17 protein-coding genes, 1 tRNA gene and 2 rRNA genes (1 of these 20 running past the window's edge) are annotated in these 19,191 nt (G+C 59.0%); 12 read left to right on the forward strand and 8 right to left on the reverse strand.

Features of this window, described 5'->3' with window-relative positions:
- Nucleotide 1 precedes the first annotated feature (1 nt).
- The 3 genes from K3759_RS14840 to murJ all read left to right on the forward strand — a co-directional run bounded on the left by K3759_RS14840 (nt 2) and on the right by murJ (nt 5,114).
- Nucleotides 2-2,782 carry a [protein-PII] uridylyltransferase gene (locus K3759_RS14840; protein ID WP_259982939.1) on the forward strand — a complete coding sequence of 927 codons (2,781 nt, stop codon included), beginning with the start codon at nt 2-4 and terminating at the stop codon, nt 2,780-2,782.
- Between the two features lie 128 nt (nt 2,783-2,910).
- Nucleotides 2,911-3,462: a CHAP domain-containing protein gene (locus tag K3759_RS14845; RefSeq protein ID WP_259982940.1), complete on the forward strand. Its 552-nt coding sequence runs from the start codon at nt 2,911-2,913 to the stop codon at nt 3,460-3,462.
- Nucleotides 3,463-3,572: 110 nt separating this feature from the next.
- Complete coding sequence (gene murJ / locus K3759_RS14850; protein ID WP_259982941.1) at nt 3,573-5,114, forward strand: murein biosynthesis integral membrane protein MurJ; 1,542 nt, start codon at nt 3,573-3,575, stop codon at nt 5,112-5,114.
- On the opposite strand, the gene K3759_RS14855 is transcribed toward murJ, so the two are convergent.
- Nucleotides 5,111-5,797: a rhomboid family intramembrane serine protease gene (locus K3759_RS14855; protein WP_259982943.1), complete on the reverse strand. Its 687-nt coding sequence runs from the start codon at nt 5,795-5,797 to the stop codon at nt 5,111-5,113. The genes murJ and K3759_RS14855 overlap by 4 nt on opposite strands.
- A gap of 74 nt (nt 5,798-5,871) precedes the next feature.
- Here K3759_RS14855 and trpS point away from each other — a divergent pair, with 74 nt between their 5' ends.
- From trpS to K3759_RS14875, 4 genes are all read left to right on the forward strand, one after another.
- Nucleotides 5,872-6,888: a tryptophan--tRNA ligase gene (gene trpS, locus K3759_RS14860; RefSeq protein ID WP_259982945.1), complete on the forward strand. Its 1,017-nt coding sequence runs from the start codon at nt 5,872-5,874 to the stop codon at nt 6,886-6,888.
- 105 nt (nt 6,889-6,993) lie between these two features.
- On the forward strand, nt 6,994-7,464 hold the full coding sequence (locus tag K3759_RS14865; RefSeq protein WP_259982946.1) for a VOC family protein: 471 nt from the start codon (nt 6,994-6,996) through the stop codon (nt 7,462-7,464).
- 300 nt (nt 7,465-7,764) lie between these two features.
- Nucleotides 7,765-8,337 carry a nitroreductase family protein gene (locus K3759_RS14870; RefSeq protein WP_259982948.1) on the forward strand — a complete coding sequence of 191 codons (573 nt, stop codon included), beginning with the start codon at nt 7,765-7,767 and terminating at the stop codon, nt 8,335-8,337.
- Nucleotides 8,328-9,062: an EI24 domain-containing protein gene (locus K3759_RS14875; RefSeq protein ID WP_259982950.1), complete on the forward strand. Its 735-nt coding sequence runs from the start codon at nt 8,328-8,330 to the stop codon at nt 9,060-9,062. Before K3759_RS14870 ends, K3759_RS14875 begins: the two co-directional genes overlap by 10 nt.
- Here K3759_RS14875 and K3759_RS14880 read toward each other — a convergent pair.
- Both K3759_RS14880 and mce read right to left on the reverse strand, forming a co-directional pair.
- On the reverse strand, nt 8,995-9,288 hold the full coding sequence (locus tag K3759_RS14880; protein WP_007118008.1) for a DUF1467 family protein: 294 nt from the start codon (nt 9,286-9,288) through the stop codon (nt 8,995-8,997). The genes K3759_RS14875 and K3759_RS14880 overlap by 68 nt on opposite strands.
- Before the next feature lie 2 nt (nt 9,289-9,290).
- Entirely contained in the window at nt 9,291-9,695 is a 405-nt protein-coding gene (gene mce, locus K3759_RS14885; protein WP_259982952.1) for a methylmalonyl-CoA epimerase, read from the reverse strand.
- Between the two features lie 126 nt (nt 9,696-9,821).
- On the opposite strand from mce, the gene K3759_RS14890 reads away from it, so the two are divergent.
- Nucleotides 9,822-10,541 (forward strand): response regulator, encoded by a 720-nt coding sequence (locus K3759_RS14890; protein ID WP_259982954.1) that lies wholly within the window; start codon nt 9,822-9,824, stop codon nt 10,539-10,541.
- 21 nt (nt 10,542-10,562) lie between these two features.
- Here the strand turns inward: K3759_RS14890 and K3759_RS14895 are convergent, their stop codons facing one another.
- Nucleotides 10,563-11,285, reverse strand: coding sequence for a GNAT family N-acetyltransferase (locus tag K3759_RS14895; RefSeq protein ID WP_259982957.1), 723 nt, complete (start codon nt 11,283-11,285; stop codon nt 10,563-10,565).
- A gap of 155 nt (nt 11,286-11,440) precedes the next feature.
- On the opposite strand from K3759_RS14895, the gene K3759_RS14900 reads away from it, so the two are divergent.
- The 4 genes from K3759_RS14900 to K3759_RS14915 all read left to right on the forward strand — a co-directional run bounded on the left by K3759_RS14900 (nt 11,441) and on the right by K3759_RS14915 (nt 13,609).
- The gene (locus K3759_RS14900) at nt 11,441-11,614 is read left to right on the forward strand and encodes a hypothetical protein (protein ID WP_259982958.1); all 174 of its coding nucleotides are present in this window, start codon (nt 11,441-11,443) and stop codon (nt 11,612-11,614) included.
- 58 nt (nt 11,615-11,672) lie between these two features.
- Nucleotides 11,673-12,149 carry a hemerythrin domain-containing protein gene (locus tag K3759_RS14905; RefSeq protein ID WP_259982959.1) on the forward strand — a complete coding sequence of 159 codons (477 nt, stop codon included), beginning with the start codon at nt 11,673-11,675 and terminating at the stop codon, nt 12,147-12,149.
- A 112-nt stretch (nt 12,150-12,261) separates the two neighbouring features.
- Nucleotides 12,262-12,894 (forward strand): MT-A70 family methyltransferase, encoded by a 633-nt coding sequence (locus tag K3759_RS14910; RefSeq protein ID WP_007118014.1) that lies wholly within the window; start codon nt 12,262-12,264, stop codon nt 12,892-12,894.
- Entirely contained in the window at nt 12,878-13,609 is a 732-nt protein-coding gene (locus K3759_RS14915) for a BglII/BstYI family type II restriction endonuclease (protein ID WP_244152172.1), read from the forward strand. Before K3759_RS14910 ends, K3759_RS14915 begins: the two co-directional genes overlap by 17 nt.
- A gap of 30 nt (nt 13,610-13,639) precedes the next feature.
- On the opposite strand, the gene aspS is transcribed toward K3759_RS14915, so the two are convergent.
- From aspS to K3759_RS14935, 4 genes are all read right to left on the reverse strand, one after another.
- A complete protein-coding gene (gene aspS, locus K3759_RS14920; protein ID WP_259982964.1) occupies nt 13,640-15,415 on the reverse strand; it encodes an aspartate--tRNA ligase in 1,776 nt (591 codons plus the stop codon).
- Nucleotides 15,416-15,769: 354 nt separating this feature from the next.
- Nucleotides 15,770-15,846: transfer RNA gene (locus K3759_RS14925), tRNA-Met, on the reverse strand.
- A gap of 220 nt (nt 15,847-16,066) precedes the next feature.
- Nucleotides 16,067-16,181: ribosomal RNA gene (rrf, locus tag K3759_RS14930) — 5S ribosomal RNA — on the reverse strand.
- 180 nt (nt 16,182-16,361) lie between these two features.
- Nucleotides 16,362-19,191: ribosomal RNA gene (locus K3759_RS14935) — 23S ribosomal RNA — on the reverse strand; it runs 4 nt beyond the window's last position.

Genomic DNA, 19,191 nt, shown 5'->3' on the forward strand with positions numbered 1-19,191 from the left:
ATTGGACCTAGCGAAACCGACAACAACATCAGGCGCGCGTCGACACCCGCGCCTGATCTGCGCGCCCGACCAGATCTTTAACGACGCGGCGATCTGGCAGGCACTCTCGCAGCGCGACAGCACGCTGGAAGGTACCGCGCTGCGGGGTGAGATTGTCCCCCTTATCCGGGACGCCCAACAAGCAGGCCGTAAGGCCATTGCCGCGGGCTTTGCTGAATCGCCCTTTGACGCACGGGCGATGACCTCTTCCTATACCTATCTCACCGACCAACTGCTGCGCTGTGTCTTACAGATCGCCACGCAGGTCCTGCACCCCAATCCAAACCCGACCGAGGGTGAGCGGCTCGCCATGATAGGCGTGGGGGGCTATGGCCGGGGGGAGATGGCCCCGCATTCCGACGTCGATCTGCTCTTCCTGATCCCCTACAAAGCGACCGCGTGGTCTGAGAGCGTTATTGAATCGATGCTATATATCCTTTGGGATTTAAAGCTGAAGGTCGGCCACGCCACCCGTACCATCGAAGACTGCCTGCGTCTTGGGGCGGATGACTTCACCATCCAGACGGCGCTGCTGGAAAACCGCTTTATCGACGGCGATATCACCCTTGCGGAAGAGCTTTCCGAGCGGCTCAAGAACGATCTTTTTTCGGGCGCCGGGAAAGACTTTATCGAAGCCAAGCTGGAGGAGCGCGACAACCGCCATTTGAAACAGGGTGAGCGCTATGTGGTCGAGCCCAACGTGAAAGAGGGCAAAGGCGGGCTGCGCGATCTGCATTCGCTTTTTTGGATCGCCAAGTTCATTCATGATGTTGACCGGGTTGCCGATCTTGTCGATCTGGGTGTTTTCCGTGCCGATGAATATGACACCTTCCGCGAGGCAGAAGCGTTTCTCTGGTCGGTGCGCGGGCACCTTCACCTGCTCGCCGGTCGCGCGACGGAACAACTGACCTTTGACATGCAGGTGCAGGTGGCACAGGCGATGGGCTATCAGGACATCGGCGGACGCCGGGGCGTCGAGGTCTTCATGCAGGCCTATTTCCGCCATGCCACGGCGGTGGGCGATTTAACACGCATCTTCGTCAGCGGTTTGGAAGCCTCACATATGAAGGCCGAACCGTTGCTGGAGCGCATCTTTCGCCGCCGTCCCAAGATGCGCGAAGGGTTTCAGGTGGTGCACAACCGCATCGCCGTGAAAGACGACCACGAATTTCTGCAAGACAAACTGAACCTGCTGCGCATTTTCGAAGAGGCGCTGCGCACGGGGATGTTAATCCACCCCGACGCCATGCGGCTGATCAAGGCAAATCTGGCCTTGATCGACGACGACATGCGCCGCACCCCCGAAGCGCGGCGCATCTTTCTTGATCTGCTGCTTAAACACGGCAATCCCGAACGCGCCCTGCGGCGGATGAATGAATTGGGCGTCTTGGGCGCCTTCATCCCGGAGTTTGAGCCCATCGTGGCGATGATGCAGTTCAACATGTACCACTCCTACACCGTGGACGAACATATCATCCAATGCATCGCCAACCTTGCGCGGATCGAGAAGGGGGAATTGGAAGAAGAACTGCCCGTCGCCTCGTCGATCCTGAAACGCGGGGTCAATCGCAAGGTGCTTTACGTCGCACTGCTGCTGCATGACATCGGCAAAGGGCGGCCTGAGGATCACTCGATCATCGGGGCCAAACTCGCGCGGCGCATTGGCCCACGGCTGGGGTTAAAACGTGATGAGGTCGATACCGTGGAATGGCTGGTGCGCTATCACCTGCTAATGTCCGACATGGCCCAGAAACGCGACATCGCCGATCCGCGCACGGTGCGCGATTTTGCCAAGGCGGTGCAGACGGTCAAACGGCTCGACCTGCTGTGTGTGCTGACGGTCTGCGACATTCGCGGCGTTGGGCCAAACACGTGGAACAATTGGAAAGCGGTGCTGATCCGGGCGCTCTATCGCCAGACCGAACGGGCACTTGAAACCGGGCTTGAAGACCTCAACCGTGAGAACCGGGGGGCGGAGGCCAAGAAAGCCCTGCGCGCCGCGCTTTCCGACTGGCCGCGCAAGCTTTTGCAGCAAGAGACAGCCCGCCACTACCCGCCCTATTGGCAGGGTCTGCATGTCACCGCTCACGTCGCCTTTGCAGAACTGCTGCGCGACATCGGCAATGACGACATCCGCATCGATTTACACCCAGACGAAGATCGCGGCGCCACGCGCGCCAGCTTTGTCATGGCCGATCACCCCGGCATCTTTGCCCGGCTCGCAGGGGCATTGGCGCTGGTCGGAGCCAATGTCGTCGACGCGCGCAGTTATACCACCAAAGACGGCTTTGTGACCGATGCTTTTTGGATACAAGACAGCGAAGGCAACGCCTATGAAGCCTCGCGCCTGCCCCGCCTGCGCGACACGATTGAAAAGACCCTGCGGGGGGAGATCGTCGCCCGTGATGCGTTGAAGTCCCGCGATAAGGTCAAGAAACGCGAACGTGCTTTCAAGGTGCCAACGCATATCACTTTCGACAATGAAGGCTCGGAAATCTATACCATCATCGAGGTCGATACCCGTGACCGGCCCGGCCTTCTCTATGACCTGACCCGCACCTTGGCCGCCTCGAATGTCTATATCGCCAACGCCGTGATCGCGACCTTTGGCGAGCAAGTGGTCGATACCTTCTACGTAAAAGACATGTTCGGGCTGAAATACTATACCGAGGCCAAACAGCGGACCTTGGAAAAACGCCTACGCGAAGCGATTGCTGCCGGGGTTGAGCGGGCCGAGGGCTAGGGTTCCTTTGGATGCGTCTTACCGGCAGTTTCTCGCCACCCGCTATTTCCGCACTTTGCTTTTGACGCCGGATCCTCAAAATCCCATACAACCCGCCATCAGCGCGGGATTCCATGAATGAGGGACATATGAGCGTCACACGCGCAGCACTGCCGAACCGGGGCCTTATGGCCCTTTGCGCCACACTTCTTTTGACAGCAGCCTGCGCCAAAACGCCCGATATGCCAGAAAGCTATGACTTCGGCGGCTTGAATCCCCAACGTCACTTCATGGCAGTGCAAACCGCCAAGGACATGCGTGCCAAGGGCCAACGCGTGTGGTGCGTGCCCTTTGCCCGCAATGTCAGCGGCATTCAGATTCGCGGCAACGCGGAAACGTGGTGGGACAAGGCCAAGGGGCTGTATCCGCGCGGAGATGAGCCGGTGGTCGGCGCGGTTATGGCGTTTAGCGGAACCAACTCCCTACCCATGGGGCATATCGCCGTGGTGTCCGATGTCGTCTCGCCGCGCGAAATCCGGGTGGATCACGCCAACTGGAAACGCAACGAAGTCTCGCTGAAAATGGCCGTGATCGACGTGTCGGACAGCAACGACTGGTCCGCGGTACGGGTCGAAAGCCAGCCCGGCGCCTTTGGAAGCACCTATCCTGTTAACGGCTTTATCTACCCGACCGGCGGGTAAGCGTTGTACCGCCAAAGCGGGGTAAGCGGCCCATCATGGCCAATCACCCCGCATTGCACCGGATGAGCCGCCGCGCTAGGGATCACCCAGCGCAACTTAAGGCTCCCCCAATGAAACCTATTCGTCTTATGTCCGGCTTCTTTACCGTTGGGGTCTGGACCCTGCTCAGCCGTGTGCTTGGCTTCCTGCGTGAAGTGCTGCTGCTGTCGCTCATTGGCCCCGGCCCGGTGATGGACGCGTTTGTTGCCGCCTTCCGCCTGCCCAATATGTTCCGCCGTTTCTTTGCCGAAGGTGCGTTCAACGCGGCCTTCGTGCCGATGTTTGCCAAAAAGCTGGAGGGCGAGGAAGGTGCTGGCAAATTCGCCCGCGACGCCTTCAACGGGCTGTCGCTGGTCGTGCTGGCGCTGACCGCCTTGGGCATGGTGTTCATGCCCGCGCTGGTCTGGCTGACGGCTGAGGGTTTCGTGGGCGACGCCCGCTTCGATATGACGGTCGAATTTGGCCGCATCGCCTTTCCCTATATCCTGTGCATGTCACTCTCGGCGCTGTTCTCGGGCATTCTCAATGCCACGGGGCGCTTTGCCGTGGCCGCCGCAGCACCAGTGCTGCTGAATATCTTCGTCATCGCCGCCATGACCTTTGCCGCCCTCACTGGGGGCGACGTGGCGCTTTGGCTGATATGGTCGATCCCGCTGGCCGGTGTGGCGCAGCTTGCGCTGACATGGCGCGCTGCCGCCCAAGCGGGCTATCCACTGCGCCCCTCGCGGCCCCGCTGGACCCCCGACATGCGCGCGATGATCGTCATCGCCCTGCCCGCCGCGCTGGCCTCCGGCGTTATGCAGATCAACCTCGTGGTCGGGCAATTGGTCGCCAGCCAATATGACAAGGCCGTCTCATGGCTCTTTGCCGCAGACCGTCTCTATCAGCTGCCCTTGGGCGTCGTGGGCATTGCCGTTGGCATCGTCTTGCTGCCTGACCTTTCGCGCCGCCTGCGTGCCGGGGACAACGACGGCGCGCAAACTGCGCTCAGCCGTGCCGCCGAGATTTCGCTGGCCCTGACGATCCCTTCGGCAGTGGCGCTGATGGTGGTGCCCTTCGCATTGGTTACCGTATTGTTCCAACGCGGCGCCTCTGGCGTCGATGACACCGCAGCGATTGCCACAGCGGTGATGATCTACGGCCTCGGCCTGCCGTCCTTCGTGCTGCAAAAGATCCTGCAACCGGTCTATTTCGCCCGCGAAGACACCCGCCGCCCCTTTTATTTCGCCGTGGTCGCCATGGTGGTGAATGCGGCCCTCGCGGTTGGTCTTGCCCCCTTCATTGGCTGGATCGCCCCGGCCGTTGCGACCACGCTGGCGGGCTGGACGATGTTTGCCTGCCTCGCCATCGGCGCGCGGCGGTTTGGCGATGCGGCTAAGTTCGACGCGCGGTTCCACAAGCGTATCTGGCGCATCCTCATCGCCTCCGCCGCGATGGGCGTCGCCCTCTGGCTGGGCAATGCCGCCCTGCAACCGATGCTGGGCCTGCCATGGTGGCGCGGGCTAGCGCTGGTGCTGCTCATCGCCATCGGCGCGGTCAGCTACTTTGGCATCGGCCAGTTGATCGGCGCCTTCCGCCTGTCCGAGTTCAAACGCGCGGTTCGGCGCGGTTAACGCTGCTGCAACCGCGCCCTCAGTCGCGCCCATTCACCGGGCGCGACCAAGAAGCTCAGACCGAAGCCGCAGAAGAACCCGGCCAACTCGGCGACCCACAAAAAGCCGGTCTCAAAAAAGATGCCCCAGAAAAGCTGTAGCCCCATCAGTAGGGCGATCAGCGTGAACGCCTGATACTGCGGCCCGCCTGAGCCAAGCAGCCGCCGCCACATTACGAAACTATAGCCCCCGATCAGCCCATAAACATTGGGATAGGCGCCCGCCAACCAGACCGGATCGTTGAGCAGCGCCCCATAGACAAGCGCTCCGCCAATGCCCGACAGCACGAAGATCACCAAAAAAGCCACCTGCCCCATCGCCTCAGCCACCAACTTGCCCAAGGCCAAAAGCAGCACCACGGCAAAGATCGCATGGGTAAAGCCCAGATGGATGAATGGATAGGTCACCACGCGCCAGATATGCTCAATCGGGTACTGGCCAGCGCCGATCATCGCGTCAAAGATTAGCCCGGAAAAGCCAAAGTCGCGCACCAGCCCAAGCCGCCAGCCGACGGCGGCGGGGCCGCCAACCAGCCCGGCTTCGGCGAGCGATAGCACCACCTCAACCCCGGCGATGGCCAAAAACAGCACGATAACCGCTGGCGGCAGCGGGTTCACAGGGGGTTGGAAATCAGGGTCTTGCATGGGCGCTCCTTGACGGGGTTCGCGGCCAGAAGTAAGCCTGCCGCGCAAGACTTTCCAGCCCAGAGGTACGTTCCATGTCCGAGAACCAATTCACCCCGCGCGTGTTTTCCGGCATTCAGCCCTCAGGCGACCTGCATCTGGGCAACTATCTGGGCGCGCTCAAACGCTTCGCCGATGCGCAGGAACAGGGCGTTCAGTCAATCTATTGCATGGTCGATCTGCACGCGATCACGGTCCCGCAGAAACCCGAAGACCTCAAGCGGAGCACCCGCGAACTTTGCGCCGGTTTCATCGCATCAGGCATCGACCCCGAGAAATCAATCCTGATCAACCAAAGCCAGGTGCCCGAACATGCGCAGCTTGCATGGGTCTTCAACTGCGTCGCCCGCATGGGCTGGATGGGCCGGATGACCCAGTGGAAGGACAAGGCCGGTAAGAATGCCGAAGCCGCCTCGCTTGGCCTTTTCGCCTATCCCGCGTTGATGGCCGCCGATATCCTGATCTACCACGCCACCCATGTGCCGGTGGGCGAGGATCAGAAGCAACACCTAGAATTGACCCGCGACATCGCGGCAAAGTTCAACCACGACTACGGCGTCGACTTCTTCCCGCTGACCGAACCGGTCATCGAAGGCGCGGCCACCCGCGTCATGTCCCTGCGCGACGGGTCCAAGAAAATGTCGAAGTCCGACCCATCGCCTGCAAGCCGCATCAACCTCACCGATGACGCAGACACGATCGCCAAGAAGTTCCGCAAGGCCAAAACCGACCCCGACGCGCTGCCGTCCGAGGCCGAGGGCCTGAAAGACCGCCCCGAAGCGCGCAACCTCGTGAACATTTACGCCGCGCTCAGCGATCAATCCATCGATCAGGTCTTGACCGAAATCGGCGGCCAGCAATTTGGCACCTTCAAACCCGCGCTGGCAGAACTGGCTGTCTCCAAACTAGGCCCGATCACCGCCGAAATGCAGCGGCTGATGGCCGACCCGGCCGAGATCGACCGCATCCTCGCCCGCGGTGCGGAGCAGGCGCGTGAAATTACCGCCCCGATCCTCAAACGCACCTATGAGATCATCGGCATGGTCGGCTAACAGGCCGGGGCTGCGCGCAATGCCGCACAGCCCCCCTGCTCTTCTGCGCAATTGCGCCTGCCCCCTCTCGCTGCCATCTTGAATGGAGAGCGAAAGGACCAAGCGATGACTCATCCCACCATCGGCCATGTGCACCTCAAGGTCGCCGACCTTGACCGCGCCATTCATTTTTACAGCGACTTGCTGGGCTTTGCCGTAACCCAACGCTACGGCGATCAGGCCGCTTTTCTGGGCGCGGGCGGCTATCATCACCACATCGGGCTGAACACATGGGAAAGCGCGGGCGCCACCCCGCCGCCGCCGGGCCATACCGGCCTCTATCACAGCGCTTTTCTCTACCCCGACCGGCAGCAATTGGCGCGCGCCCTGCGCCGGGTGCTTGAGGCTGGCATCACATTGGACGGCGCCGCCGATCACGGCGTCAGCGAAGCGGTCTATCTGCGCGATCCCGACAACAACGGTGTCGAGTTGTACCGGGACCGGCCCCAAGCAGACTGGCCGCGCGATGCGCAAGGCGACCTCAAAATGGTCAACACCCCCCTCGATGTCGCCGCCCTACTGGCCGAGGCAAACTGAGCGCAACGCTGCCGAAAGAACAGCCCACTCCTCCCCTTCATCCTTTTCCAAATACCGAAACCCGCCCTCTCCTCACTTCCTGCCACCAGCGTTCACCCTCCCACGGCAATGGACAATCCCCATCTACTAAGACAGGTTCGCTCTCGAATAGGAGAGACACGATGACCGCAGGCATTACTGAGATGAACGCAGTTTCTGGTCAGCGCCCGCTACGCCCGCCATCCCTCGCCTACCTTTGACGCCTTCCTGCGCCGGTCGATTGACGATATGGCGCGGCAACTAGACCTGTAAGAGACCGCAATGCCCGTAGCTGACCCCTCCGCCCTCGCCTTTTTGCAAAACCGCCGTTCGCGCCCGGCCAAGACCCTTGGTCTGCCGGTACCCGATGCCGACGCCCTGCACCCCCTCCTGACCGCCGCCGCCCGCACGCCGGATCATGGCAAGTTGGAGCCTTGGCGCTTTGTCGTCATCGACCGCACAGCAATGGCACAATTGGCCGAGGTGGCAGAGCAACGTGGCGCGGCCCTTGGCCTTGCGCCAGAGGACATCGCCAAAGGGCGCGGCCAGTTCGATCAAGGCAACCTCGCTGTGGCGGTGATTGAAGTGCAAAAGCCTTCACCCAAAATCCCGCCGCTAGAGCAGACCTATTCTGCCGGGGCCGTCTGCCTTGCGCTGCTCAACGCGGCGCTTGCCGCAGGCTGGGGGGCAAACTGGCTCAGCGGATGGCCCAGCCATGACCGTGGTTTCATGGAGGAAGGCTTCGCCCTTGCCCCACATGAGCGCATCGCGGGAATCATCCATATCGGCACCGAAACCGCCCCGCCACCTGAACGCCCGCGCCCCAATATCGACGAGATCACCAAATGGCTGTAAGCGCGATCCTGCGGTCCTTCACCCGCGCGCTCGGTCAATTGGGCGATGCGCGTTTTCGCAAGGTCGTGCTCTTGGGCGTTGGCCTGTCGCTGGCGCTGCTGATCGCGGCCACGGCGGGCTTTGCCTATCTGGTGGACTGGGTCACGCCCGAGGACGCATGGCTGCCGGTGTTGGGGGAAGTGAACTGGCTCGACGATCTGCTCAGTTGGAGCGCGCTGATCCTGCTGATGGTCCTCTCGGTCTTCCTGATGGTGCCCGTGGCCTCGGCGATCACCTCGATGTTTCTCGATGAAGTGGCCGACGCGGTGGAAGAGGTGCATTATCCGCAGCTGCCCCCCGCCCACCGTGTCGGGATGGCCGATGCGATCCGTGATACGGTTAACTTCATGGGGGTGCTGGTGGGGGCAAACCTGCTGGCGCTGGTGCTTTACCTGCTGTTCGCCCCGGCGGCGCTGTTCATCTTTTGGGGGCTGAACGGCTTTCTGCTGGGGCGTGAGTATTTCACCCTCGCCGCGCTGCGCCGGCACGGGCGGGACGAGGCAAAGCGCCTGCGCCGCCGCCATGCGGGCACGATCTGGATGGCGGGGGTGCTCATGGCGGTGCCGCTGTCGGTACCGCTGCTAAACCTGTTGATCCCGATCCTAGGGGCGGCGACCTTTACCCACCTGTACCATGCGTTGGTGCCGCATTCGGATGCAGCCAGCCTTCGATATCCGCCACGCTGATCCAGCCCGACAGAATGATCGTGGCGCAGATCGCCCAGATGATCGCGGCGACCAGTGTCGTCCAAAGCGCCTTGCGCCCCAGATGATGCTGTGCCGGGGCGCCCGCATGGGTGCCGGGGACAACTTCGCCCGCGTCCCCCTGGGTCTGCACCCGGATTGGCAGGGCAACCATAAAGGTCATCGACCAGATTACGGCAAAGAGCACGAGGCCCGAAACGATCCCCATGCTCAGACCTCCTCAAGCTCGACAAGCGCGCCATTGAAGTCTTTGGGATGCAGGAACAACACCGGCTTGCCATGGGCGCCGATCTTTGGTTCCCCTGTGCCCAAGACCCGTGCGCCGGTAGATTTCAAATGGTCCCGCGCCGCGATGATGTCCTCGACCTCATAGCAGATATGATGGATGCCCCCCGCCGGGTTCTTTTCCAAAAAGCCTTTGATCGGGCTGTCGTCGCCCAGCGGGTGCAGCAGTTCAATCTTAGTGTTAGGCAGTTCGATAAAGATCACGGTCACCCCGTGATCCGGTTCGGCCTGCGGCGCGCCGACCTTGGCGCCAAGCGCGTGGCGATACTGATCCGCCGCCGCATCGAGATCCGGCACGGCGATGGCCACATGGTTAAGACGTCCGATCATCCTGAATGCTCCTCGTGTTTCGCCGGCTTTATGCCCGCCGATCCGCTGAACAACAATGCGTCACGTTAACGCGTCATTAGCCAACGCGGCGTAACGATTGAGTCGCAGATGTTGTTGGAGGCGAACATGGACGACACGGACCCCTTTGAAAGAACCACCCTCACCCCCACGGCGGAGCGGCCGCTGCTGGGTCTCACCGTTTTGGTGGTGGAAGACAGCCGTTTCGCTTGCGAGGCGATGCGCTTGCTGTGCCTACGCTCTGGCGCGCGGATCAGACGGGCGGATAGTTTGCGCTCTGCCCGGCGTCATCTGCAGGTATATCGCCCCGCCGTGGCATTGGTAGACCTTGGCTTGCCGGACGGCAGCGGGCTGGACCTGATTGCCGAACTTACGCAAAGCACGCCACGGGTGGAAACGATCATTGCCATTTCAGGCGACAGCCATATGGAACCTGATGCCCGCGCTGCCGGGGTGGATGGATTTATCGCGAAACCGATTACTTCGCTCTCCTCCTTTCAACAGGCCATTCTCGCAACCCTCCCCGAAGAACGCCGCCCCGCCGGGCCGCGCGTCCTCCCGGATGAGGATGTCTCGCCGGACCGCATAGGGTTTCAGGATGATATCGCCCATATCGCCGGTGTGCTCGGGGGCGAACCCGACGAAAACACCCTCGATTATGTTGCGCAATTCCTCTGCGGCGTCGCCCGTTCGGCCAATGACCTCCGGCTGGAGGAGGCTGCGAGAGCTTTGGCCCACAAACGCGCCCTTGGCCAACCGGCGGGGTCAGAGGCCGCGACCATAGCTGGAATGATCCAAATTCGCCTCTCGGAGAAAATTGCAATCTGAGAGGGCCAAGAGACAGGCCAGTTAAAGCGTCGGGTCGCCTGCCACGCGAACAAGGCGGGTCAAATCGCCCAACCGTTCTTTCTGCTTTCCCTGCCCGTCGAAATTACTGGGGGAAAGCCAAGCTTCAAACGCTTCTTTCAGCGCTGGCCATTCCGCATCAATCGCGGCAAACCAAGCCGTGTCGCGGTTGCGCCCTTTCACGATGGTCGCTTGCCGAAAGACACCTTCATAGCTCAGCCCCAAACGCTGCGCCGCGCGGCGAGATGGGCGGTTCAAAGCATCGCACTTCCACTCAAACCGGCGATAGCCCGCATCAAAGGCCCATTCCATCATCAGAAATATCGTCTCGGTCGCCGCAGGGGTGCGCTGTAAGGCAGGGCTGAAATTGATATGGCCCACCTCGATACTGCCTGCTTCGGGCTTGATCCGTAGAAAACTTGCCACGCCCACCCATTGGTCCCGCGCGCGGTCTTTCACCGCCATGAAATAGGGATCGGGCTTGCCCGCATTGTCGCGCACCCAGCGGTGATATTGCGCAGCCGAAGAGAATGGGCCGTAAGGCAGGTAGTCCCAAACGTGATCCTCCCCCACATAGGCAGGGTACAGCAAGGCGGCATGTTTCTCCGCCGACAGCGGCTCCAACATCACATAGCGACCGGTAATAACCTCACCGCCGGGCCGCGGAGGCTCGACCCAATTCTCAATAGCAAACCCGACAGGGCGTTCGGCTGATCTGTTGTTCATAGCCAAAGTTATGCACCGCCCCCTCCGACCCGCCAAGATGAATAAACTTGAATTAATCGCCACAGACCCCAGTCTTGGCATTCGAGTTACACATTCACGCCACATTCAACCTTCAGCATTATGCTGACAGAGAACCGCCACCCGGGGAGGGTGAGATGAGCCAGAAACACGCCAATGACACCGCAGGGGCTGAAACGCCGGTTGATTGGATTGTCGTGGGCGCAAATGTTCTCGGGCTAGCGATTGTCTTGATGGCGGCCTTTCACGCCCAAGCGGGCGGGCTGTTCCAACAGGTCGCTAGCCAAGCGGCCTCTGGTGCGGTTTTTTAGGCAGGAACCTGCCCGTCCCTGCGGCGTTACCAACAGGTAACTCCGAAGGATATTCCCCATGCCCTCCATTTATGACGCAATCAAAGAAGATCACGATGAGCACCGCACGCTGCTCAATACCATTGCCGATACCGAAGGCGACAGCGCCGAGCGCCGCGACGCCTGGGACCGTTTTTACAACGACGTTAAATCCCACGCTGCCGCCGAGGAAGAAACCTTCTATTCCAAGCTGATGTCCGAGACATGGGGCCAAGATCACGCGCGTCATTCGGTCCATGAGCATCAGCAGCTTGACGATCTTATGGAAGAACTGCGCGAAACCGACATGTCCTCCTCAGCTTGGCTGACTCGTTTCAAGAAGCTCAAGCATGATTACGAACATCATATGGACGAGGAAGAAGACGAGCTTTTTACCCGCGCCAAAAAGGTCATTGGCGAAGAGCAGAACGAAGAATTTGGCGACAAGTTCCTGAAGCGCAAGGAAAAGGAAGCCAAGCTCATCGAGGAAAAGCGCGAAGACAGTCTTGAGGATTGACCCAAGCCGCTTTGCCCTGCTAAATGTGTTCTCTTAACGTTCTTGTGGATATCCAGCCCCTCTGGGCAGGTAGCGGTTGCAAGAAAGCCCGAGGAAACGCAATATATTGGATATGAGCGATAATCCATCACAAGACCTACGCGACTTCCTGGGCAAAGACCGGTTTGGCTGCGTCATGGCGGACCCGCCGTGGCGCTTCACCAACCGTACCGGCAAGGTCGCGCCAGAGCATAAGCGCTTGGCCCGTTATCCCACGATGACGGTGGATGACATATGCGCCCTGCCGGTGGCCGATCACCTCGAAGACCGTGCACATTGCTACATGTGGGTGCCCAACGCGCTGCTGCCTGAAGGGCTTCAGGTGCTTAAGGCGTGGGGATTTGAGTATAAATCCAACATCATCTGGCACAAAATCCGCAAAGATGGCGGCAGTGACGGGCGCGGTGTAGGGTTCTATTTCCGCAATGTAACCGAAATTCTGCTTTTTGGCGTGCGCGGCAAGAACGTCCGCACGCTGGATGCCGGACGGCGTCAGGTAAACATGATGCAGACCCGCAAGCGGGAGCATTCGCGCAAGCCGGACGAGCAATATGATCTGATCGAAAGCTGCTCTTGGGGCCCCTACCTCGAACTTTTTGGGCGCGGTGTGCGCGATGGTTGGACCGTTTGGGGCAATCAGGCCGAGGCGGATTACAAGCCCGATTGGAAGACCTACAGCTACAATTCCAGTGTCGCGGCTGAGTAATCTGGCGCGGCGCATCGACGATGCGGTTTTCGACAGCGACAGGCTTGTCGAAGACCTGCTGCCTGCCGATCTGCGCGACCGCTACTCCGTCACCAGCTACCGCAGCGCAGCCGCCGTCTTGCAACAGCGTGCGCCGGAAGAACTGGCCGCAATCATCCGCGTGCTGCGTCAGTTCACCATCAGCCGCAGCGAAATCCGCGCACCGGGGGGCAACCGCATGTCGGCCACGACCCGGTTCGCCCAATATGCGGCGGCCGAGAATTTCCACGAGGAAGTACGGATCAAGGCCGACCTATTGGTGCAACTGACTGCCGGCAAGGGCGACAGTGCCCCCGAAGTCGACCGCATCATCCGCGAGGATTTCATTCACAACCACATGGTCGACTTCTGGCGCGCGCGCGTGGCCTTTGACTATGAGTGGAACAGCAAAGACCAGACCTATGACCGCGACCTCTACGCCTTCCGCAGCTTTTTCGAAGCTGGCGTCATCGACGTAGGCGTGATCGTGACACGCGAATTGTCGAACGACTTTTTCAAATCATTGGGAAATTGCTTGGATAAATTCGGCAATGAGACCGACAAAACCGTGAGCGCGAAATTTGGAGCCAGCACCACCGGCACCCATAAACTCATCAGCCGCATCGCCGCGGGCCGCAGTGGCGGCTGCCCGGTGTTGGTGCTGGGCATCCTACCGGGCAATATCACCCCCGACTGAGCCAGGGGTGACGTTTTTATTCAGACAGGATCACTCCTGCGGGATGACCCGCAGGCCAAGCTCCATCAACTGATCGCTTGTGGGCTCGGAAGGCGCATTCATCATCAAGTCTTCGGCGCGCTGGTTCATCGGGAAGAGGATGACTTCGCGGATGTTCGCCTCTCCGGCCAGCAACATGACGATCCGGTCGATGCCCGCAGCACAGCCACCGTGGGGCGGCGCGCCGTATTGGAAGGCGTTAACCATGCCGCCAAAACGCTTGCGCACCTCATCTTCGCCATAGCCAGCGATCTCAAACGCTTTGAACATGATCTCCGGCTTGTGGTTCCGGATCGCGCCCGAGACCAGCTCGTAGCCGTTGCATGCGAGGTCGTACTGGTAGCCGAGCACCTGGAGCGGATCGCCCTGCAGCGCATCCATCCCGCCCTGCGGCATGGAGAATGGGTTGTGCTCAAAGTCGATCTTGCCGGTCTCTTCGTCTCTTTCGTAGATCGGGAAATCAACGATCCAAGCGAAGGCAAAGCGGTCCTTGTCGGTGAGGTTCAACTCCTCGCCGATCACGTTCCGGGCGCGACCTGCGACAGCCTCAAAGGACTTGGGCTTGCCGCCAAGGAAAAACGCCGCATCGCCAACCTCAAGGCCCAACTGCTGGCGGATCGCTTCGGTGCGCTCAGGGCCGATGTTCTTGGCCAGTGGACCTGCCGCTTCCATGCCGTTGCCCTGATCGCGCCAGAAGATATAGCCCATGCCGGGCAGACCTTCCTTCTGGGCGAAGGCGTTCATGCGGTCGCAGAACTTGCGGCTACCGCCCGTGGGCGCGGGGATCGCGCGAATCTCGGTGCCGTCCTGCTCAAGCAGCTTGGCGAAGATCGCAAAACCGGAATCGCGGAAATGATCGGATACGACCTGCATCTTGATAGGGTTGCGCAGGTCAGGCTTGTCCGAGCCATACCACAGCGCCGCGTCTTTGTAGGAAATCTGCTCCCAGGTCTCGTCGACCTTTTTGCCGCCGCCGAACTCCTCAAAAATGCCCGCGATCACCGGCTGGATGGTGTCGAACACATCCTGCTGAGTGACAAAGGACATCTCCATGTCGAGTTGGTAGAAATCGGTGGGCGAGCGGTCGGCGCGCGGGTCTTCGTCGCGGAAGCAAGGCGCGATTTGGAAGTATTTGTCAAAGCCCGAAACCATCAACAGCTGTTTGAACTGCTGCGGCGCCTGCGGCAGCGCGTAGAACTTGCCCGGATGCAGGCGCGACGGCACGAGGAAGTCGCGCGCCCCTTCGGGGGAGGATGCGGTGATGATCGGGGTCTGGAACTCACGGAATTTCTGGTCCCACATGCGCTTGCGGATCGAGGTCACCACGTCCGAGCGCAGTGTCATGTTCTTTTGCATCTTCTCACGACGCAGGTCGAGGTAACGGTAACGCAGGCGCGTTTCCTCAGGGTATTCCTGATCGCCAAACACTTGCAGCGGCAGCTCAGCAGCCGCGCCAAGCACCTCGATGTCGCGTGCGTAGACTTCGATCTCGCCCGTTGGCAGCTTCGGATTGATCAGGCTCTCATCCCGTGCTTTTACGGTGCCATCGATGCGCACACACCACTCGGCGCGTACCTTTTCCATTTCGGCAAAGGCCGGGCTGTCGGGATCGCAGATCACTTGGGTGATCCCGTAATGGTCGCGCAGGTCAAGGAAGAGCACCCCGCCGTGATCCCGCACCCGGTGTACCCAGCCGGACAGGCGCACATTGTCACCCTTGTTCTCAAGGCTCAGATCGGCACAGGTGTGGCTGCGATAGGCGTGCATGATGGTCCCTTCCTAGGGCTAATTCAGGTTTCGCGCAGGTACACCGTTTGACGGTCAGGAAGTCAAGAGTTTGCTGGCAATAACGCCGCGCGAGGCAGGAAAATTGCGTGGCTTAAATGGATATTGGCAGGGCGGATTGGTGGTTTTGTTAATAGTGGTTTTTCTCAGCTCGATAACAGGGAAGGCTTGGATGACGGTTAACTTCTTTGGGCGAATTGCCTTGATCTGCCCTGCCCACTGGCCGTCATAGACCGTTAAGATCCGCCGATCTTCGTACCGTTTGCTGCCTATCGAACCTTACAGCAGCCGAAAGAAAAGCCGCTGGCCCGAGGGCCAGCGGCTTCTTCATTTTATTGGTTGCGGGAGTAGGATTTGAACCTACGACCTTCAGGTTATGAGCCTGACGAGCTACCGGGCTGCTCCATCCCGCGCCAATGCCCTCGGTCTAAACTTATAGCGTGAGGGCTGCAAGGGTATTCGTACAGAAAATTCATATTTTTCTTGAGATTTTAGTCGGCGCCTTTAGCCTTGCGCGGCTGAAGTCTGCGGCACCTTTCCGCTTTTCCCAACGCAAAACCGCCGCTGCATGTTATGCAGCGGCGGTTTTGAATGATCATCGTAGAGAGATACTGATTATCAGGAACTTATTAGGTTTGGCGATGACCTACTCTCCCACGTCTTAAGACGCAGTACCATCGGCGCTACGGCACTTAACGGCTGGGTTCGGGATGGGACCAGGTGTTTTGCTCGCGCTATGATCACCAAACCAAATAAATTCCTGACGCGCTTTGCTCTGCAGAGCGACGGCGGGAGGCAGGGTATCCGTAGGATGCCCGTTCCCGCACCGTCTCCATTGGAGCGCAAAGCGTTTGTTTTCCAAGTCATGTACAACTGATTGTATGTGTATGCTTTTGATTGATAAGTTGAAGTCTTGCTTCTACTGGATCAAATCAAGCCTATCGAGCAATTAGTACCAGTCAACTGAACGTGTTACCACGCTTACATCTCTGGCCTATCGACGTGGTGGTCTACCACGGCTCTCAGGGATACCTTGTTTTGAGGGGGGCTTCCCGCTTAGATGCCTTCAGCGGTTATCCTGTCCGATCATAGCTACCCAGCACTGCTATTGGCATAACAACTGGTCCACCAGTGGATCGTTCACCCCGGTCCTCTCGTACTAGGGGCAACTCCTCTCAAGTATCCTACACCCACGGAAGATAGGGACCGAACTGTCTCACGACGTTCTAAACCCAGCTCACGTACCTCTTTAAACGGCGAACAGCCGTACCCTTGGGACCTGCTCCAGCCCCAGGATGAGATGAGCCGACATCGAGGTGCCAAACACTGCCGTCGATATGGACTCTTGGGCAGTATCAGCCTGTTATCCCCGGCGTACCTTTTATCCGTTGAGCGATGGCCCTCCCACTTGGGACCACCGGATCACTATGGCCGTCTTTCGACTCTGCTCGACTTGTCAGTCTCGCAGTCAGGCTGGCTTCTGCCATTGCACTCAACGAGCGATTTCCGACCGCTCTGAGCCAACCTTCGCGCGCCTCCGTTACGATTTAGGAGGCGACCGCCCCAGTCAAACTACCCGCCACACAGGGTCCCGGAACCGGATAACGGTCCGCGGTTAGACATCAAGCAGAACAAGGGTGGTATCTCAAGGGAGGCTCCACCGAGACTGGCGTCTCGGTTTCAAAGCCCACCACCTATCCTGCACATGTTCGGCCTAATGCCAGTGTGAAGCTGTAGTAAAGGTGCACGGGGTCTTTCCGTCTAACCGCGGGTAACCGGCATCTTGACCGGTAATTCAATTTCGCTGAGTCTATGTTGGAGACAGCGGGGAAGTCGTTACGCCATTCGTGCAGGTCGGAACTTACCCGACAAGGAATTTCGCTACCTTAGGACCGTTATAGTTACGGCCGCCGTTTACCTGGGCTTCAATTCAGAGCTCTCACCCCTCCTTTTAACCTTCAGGCACCGGGCAGGCGTCAGACCCTATACGTCGTCTTACGACTTCGCAGAGCCCTGTGTTTTTAATAAACAGTCGCCACCCCCTGGTTTGTGCCCCCAGCCTCTAGTTGCCTAGAAACCGGGCCTCCTTCTCGCGAACTTACGGAGGTATTTTGCCGAGTTCCTTCAACATAGTTCTCTCAAGCGCCTTGGTATTCTCTACCTGTCCACCTGTGTCGGTTTAGGGTACGATCTAGCGATGGAGCTATTTCCAGGGACCTCTAAGCAGCCCATTCAATCCGATAAGGATGAACTACCCTCGAGATCCGTCACTTCCATCTGGCCCAGGAATATTAACCTGGTTCCCATCGACTACGCCTTTCGGCCTCGCCTTAGGGGTCGGCTTACCCTGCTCAGATTAGCTTTAAGCAGGAACCCTTGGACTTTCGGCGAGAGTGTCTCTCACACTCTTTGTCGCTACTCATGTCATCATTCTCACTAGTGATCTCTCCACCGGATCGCTCACGCGCCAGCTTCACAGAAAGCTCCTTGTGTCCAATCCGTCCCGAGGGACGATAAGGACACATGGAACTATGTCACACTACGCTCTGCTACCATGCAATAAATGCATCCTCAGCTTCGGCTCATGGCTTGAGCCCCGTTACATCTTCGCCGCAAGACAACTTATTTAGACCAGTGAGCTGTTACGCTATCTTTAAAGGATGGCTGCTTCTAAGCCAACCTCCTGGTTGTTTTGGTCGTCTCACCTGCTTTCCCACTTAGCCATGAATTAGGGGCCTTAGCTGGAGGTTAGGGTTGTTTCCCTCTTCACGACGGACGTTAGCATTCGCCGTGTGTCTGCCGACTAGTACTCACCGGTATTCGGAGTTTGGTTAGGATCAGTAAGCCTGTGGGGCCCCATTACCCATCCAGTGCTCTACCCCCGGTGGTATTCGGTCGACGCTCTACCTAAATAGATTTCGCAGAGAACCAGCTATCTCCGAGTTTGATTGGCCTTTCACCCCTAGGCACAGCTCATCCCGATCTTTTTCAACAGATGTGGGTTCGGTCCTCCAATAAGTGTTACCTTATCTTCAACCTGGCCATGCCTAGATCACTCGGTTTCGGGTCTGATCCCACGAACTCAACGCCCTATTAAGACTCGCTTTCGCTACGCCTACACCTAACGGCTTAAGCTTGCTCGTGAGACCAAGTCGATGACCCATTATACAAAAGGTACGCTGTCACATCGCAAGGATGCTCCAACTGATTGTAGGCGTTCGGTTTCAGGTACTGTTTCACTCCCCTCGTCGGGGTGCTTTTCACCTTTCCCTCACGGTACTGGTTCACTATCGGTCAGTAAGGAGTACTTAGCCTTCGAAGGTGGTCCTCCGATCTTCAGACAGAATTTCACGTGTTCCGCCCTACTTAATACGTCCAATCATGCTTCTTATACGGGACTATCACCCACTTTGGTTGCGCATTCCAACGCATTCTAACCACAGTCATGGCTCGGCTGGTCCCCGTTCGCTCGCCGCTACTAGGGGAGTATCATATTGATTTCCTTTCCTCCGGGTACTTAGATGTTTCAGTTCCCCGGGTTTGCCTTTTTAAGCCTATATATTCAGCCTAAAAATACCTGGTTTACCAAGTTATTAGCTGCACCGAAGTGCAGTAATAACAAAGTATCAGGTGGGTTGCCCCATTCAGAAATCCATGGATCAAAGCTTATTCTCAGCTCCCCATGGCTTATCGCAGAGTATCACGTCTTTCATCGCCTCTTACTGCCAAGGCATTCACCAAACGCCCTTTTCGCGCTT

It is taken from the genome of Sulfitobacter sp. W027 (genome assembly GCF_025143985.1).
Classification (GTDB): Bacteria; Pseudomonadota; Alphaproteobacteria; order Rhodobacterales; family Rhodobacteraceae; genus Sulfitobacter.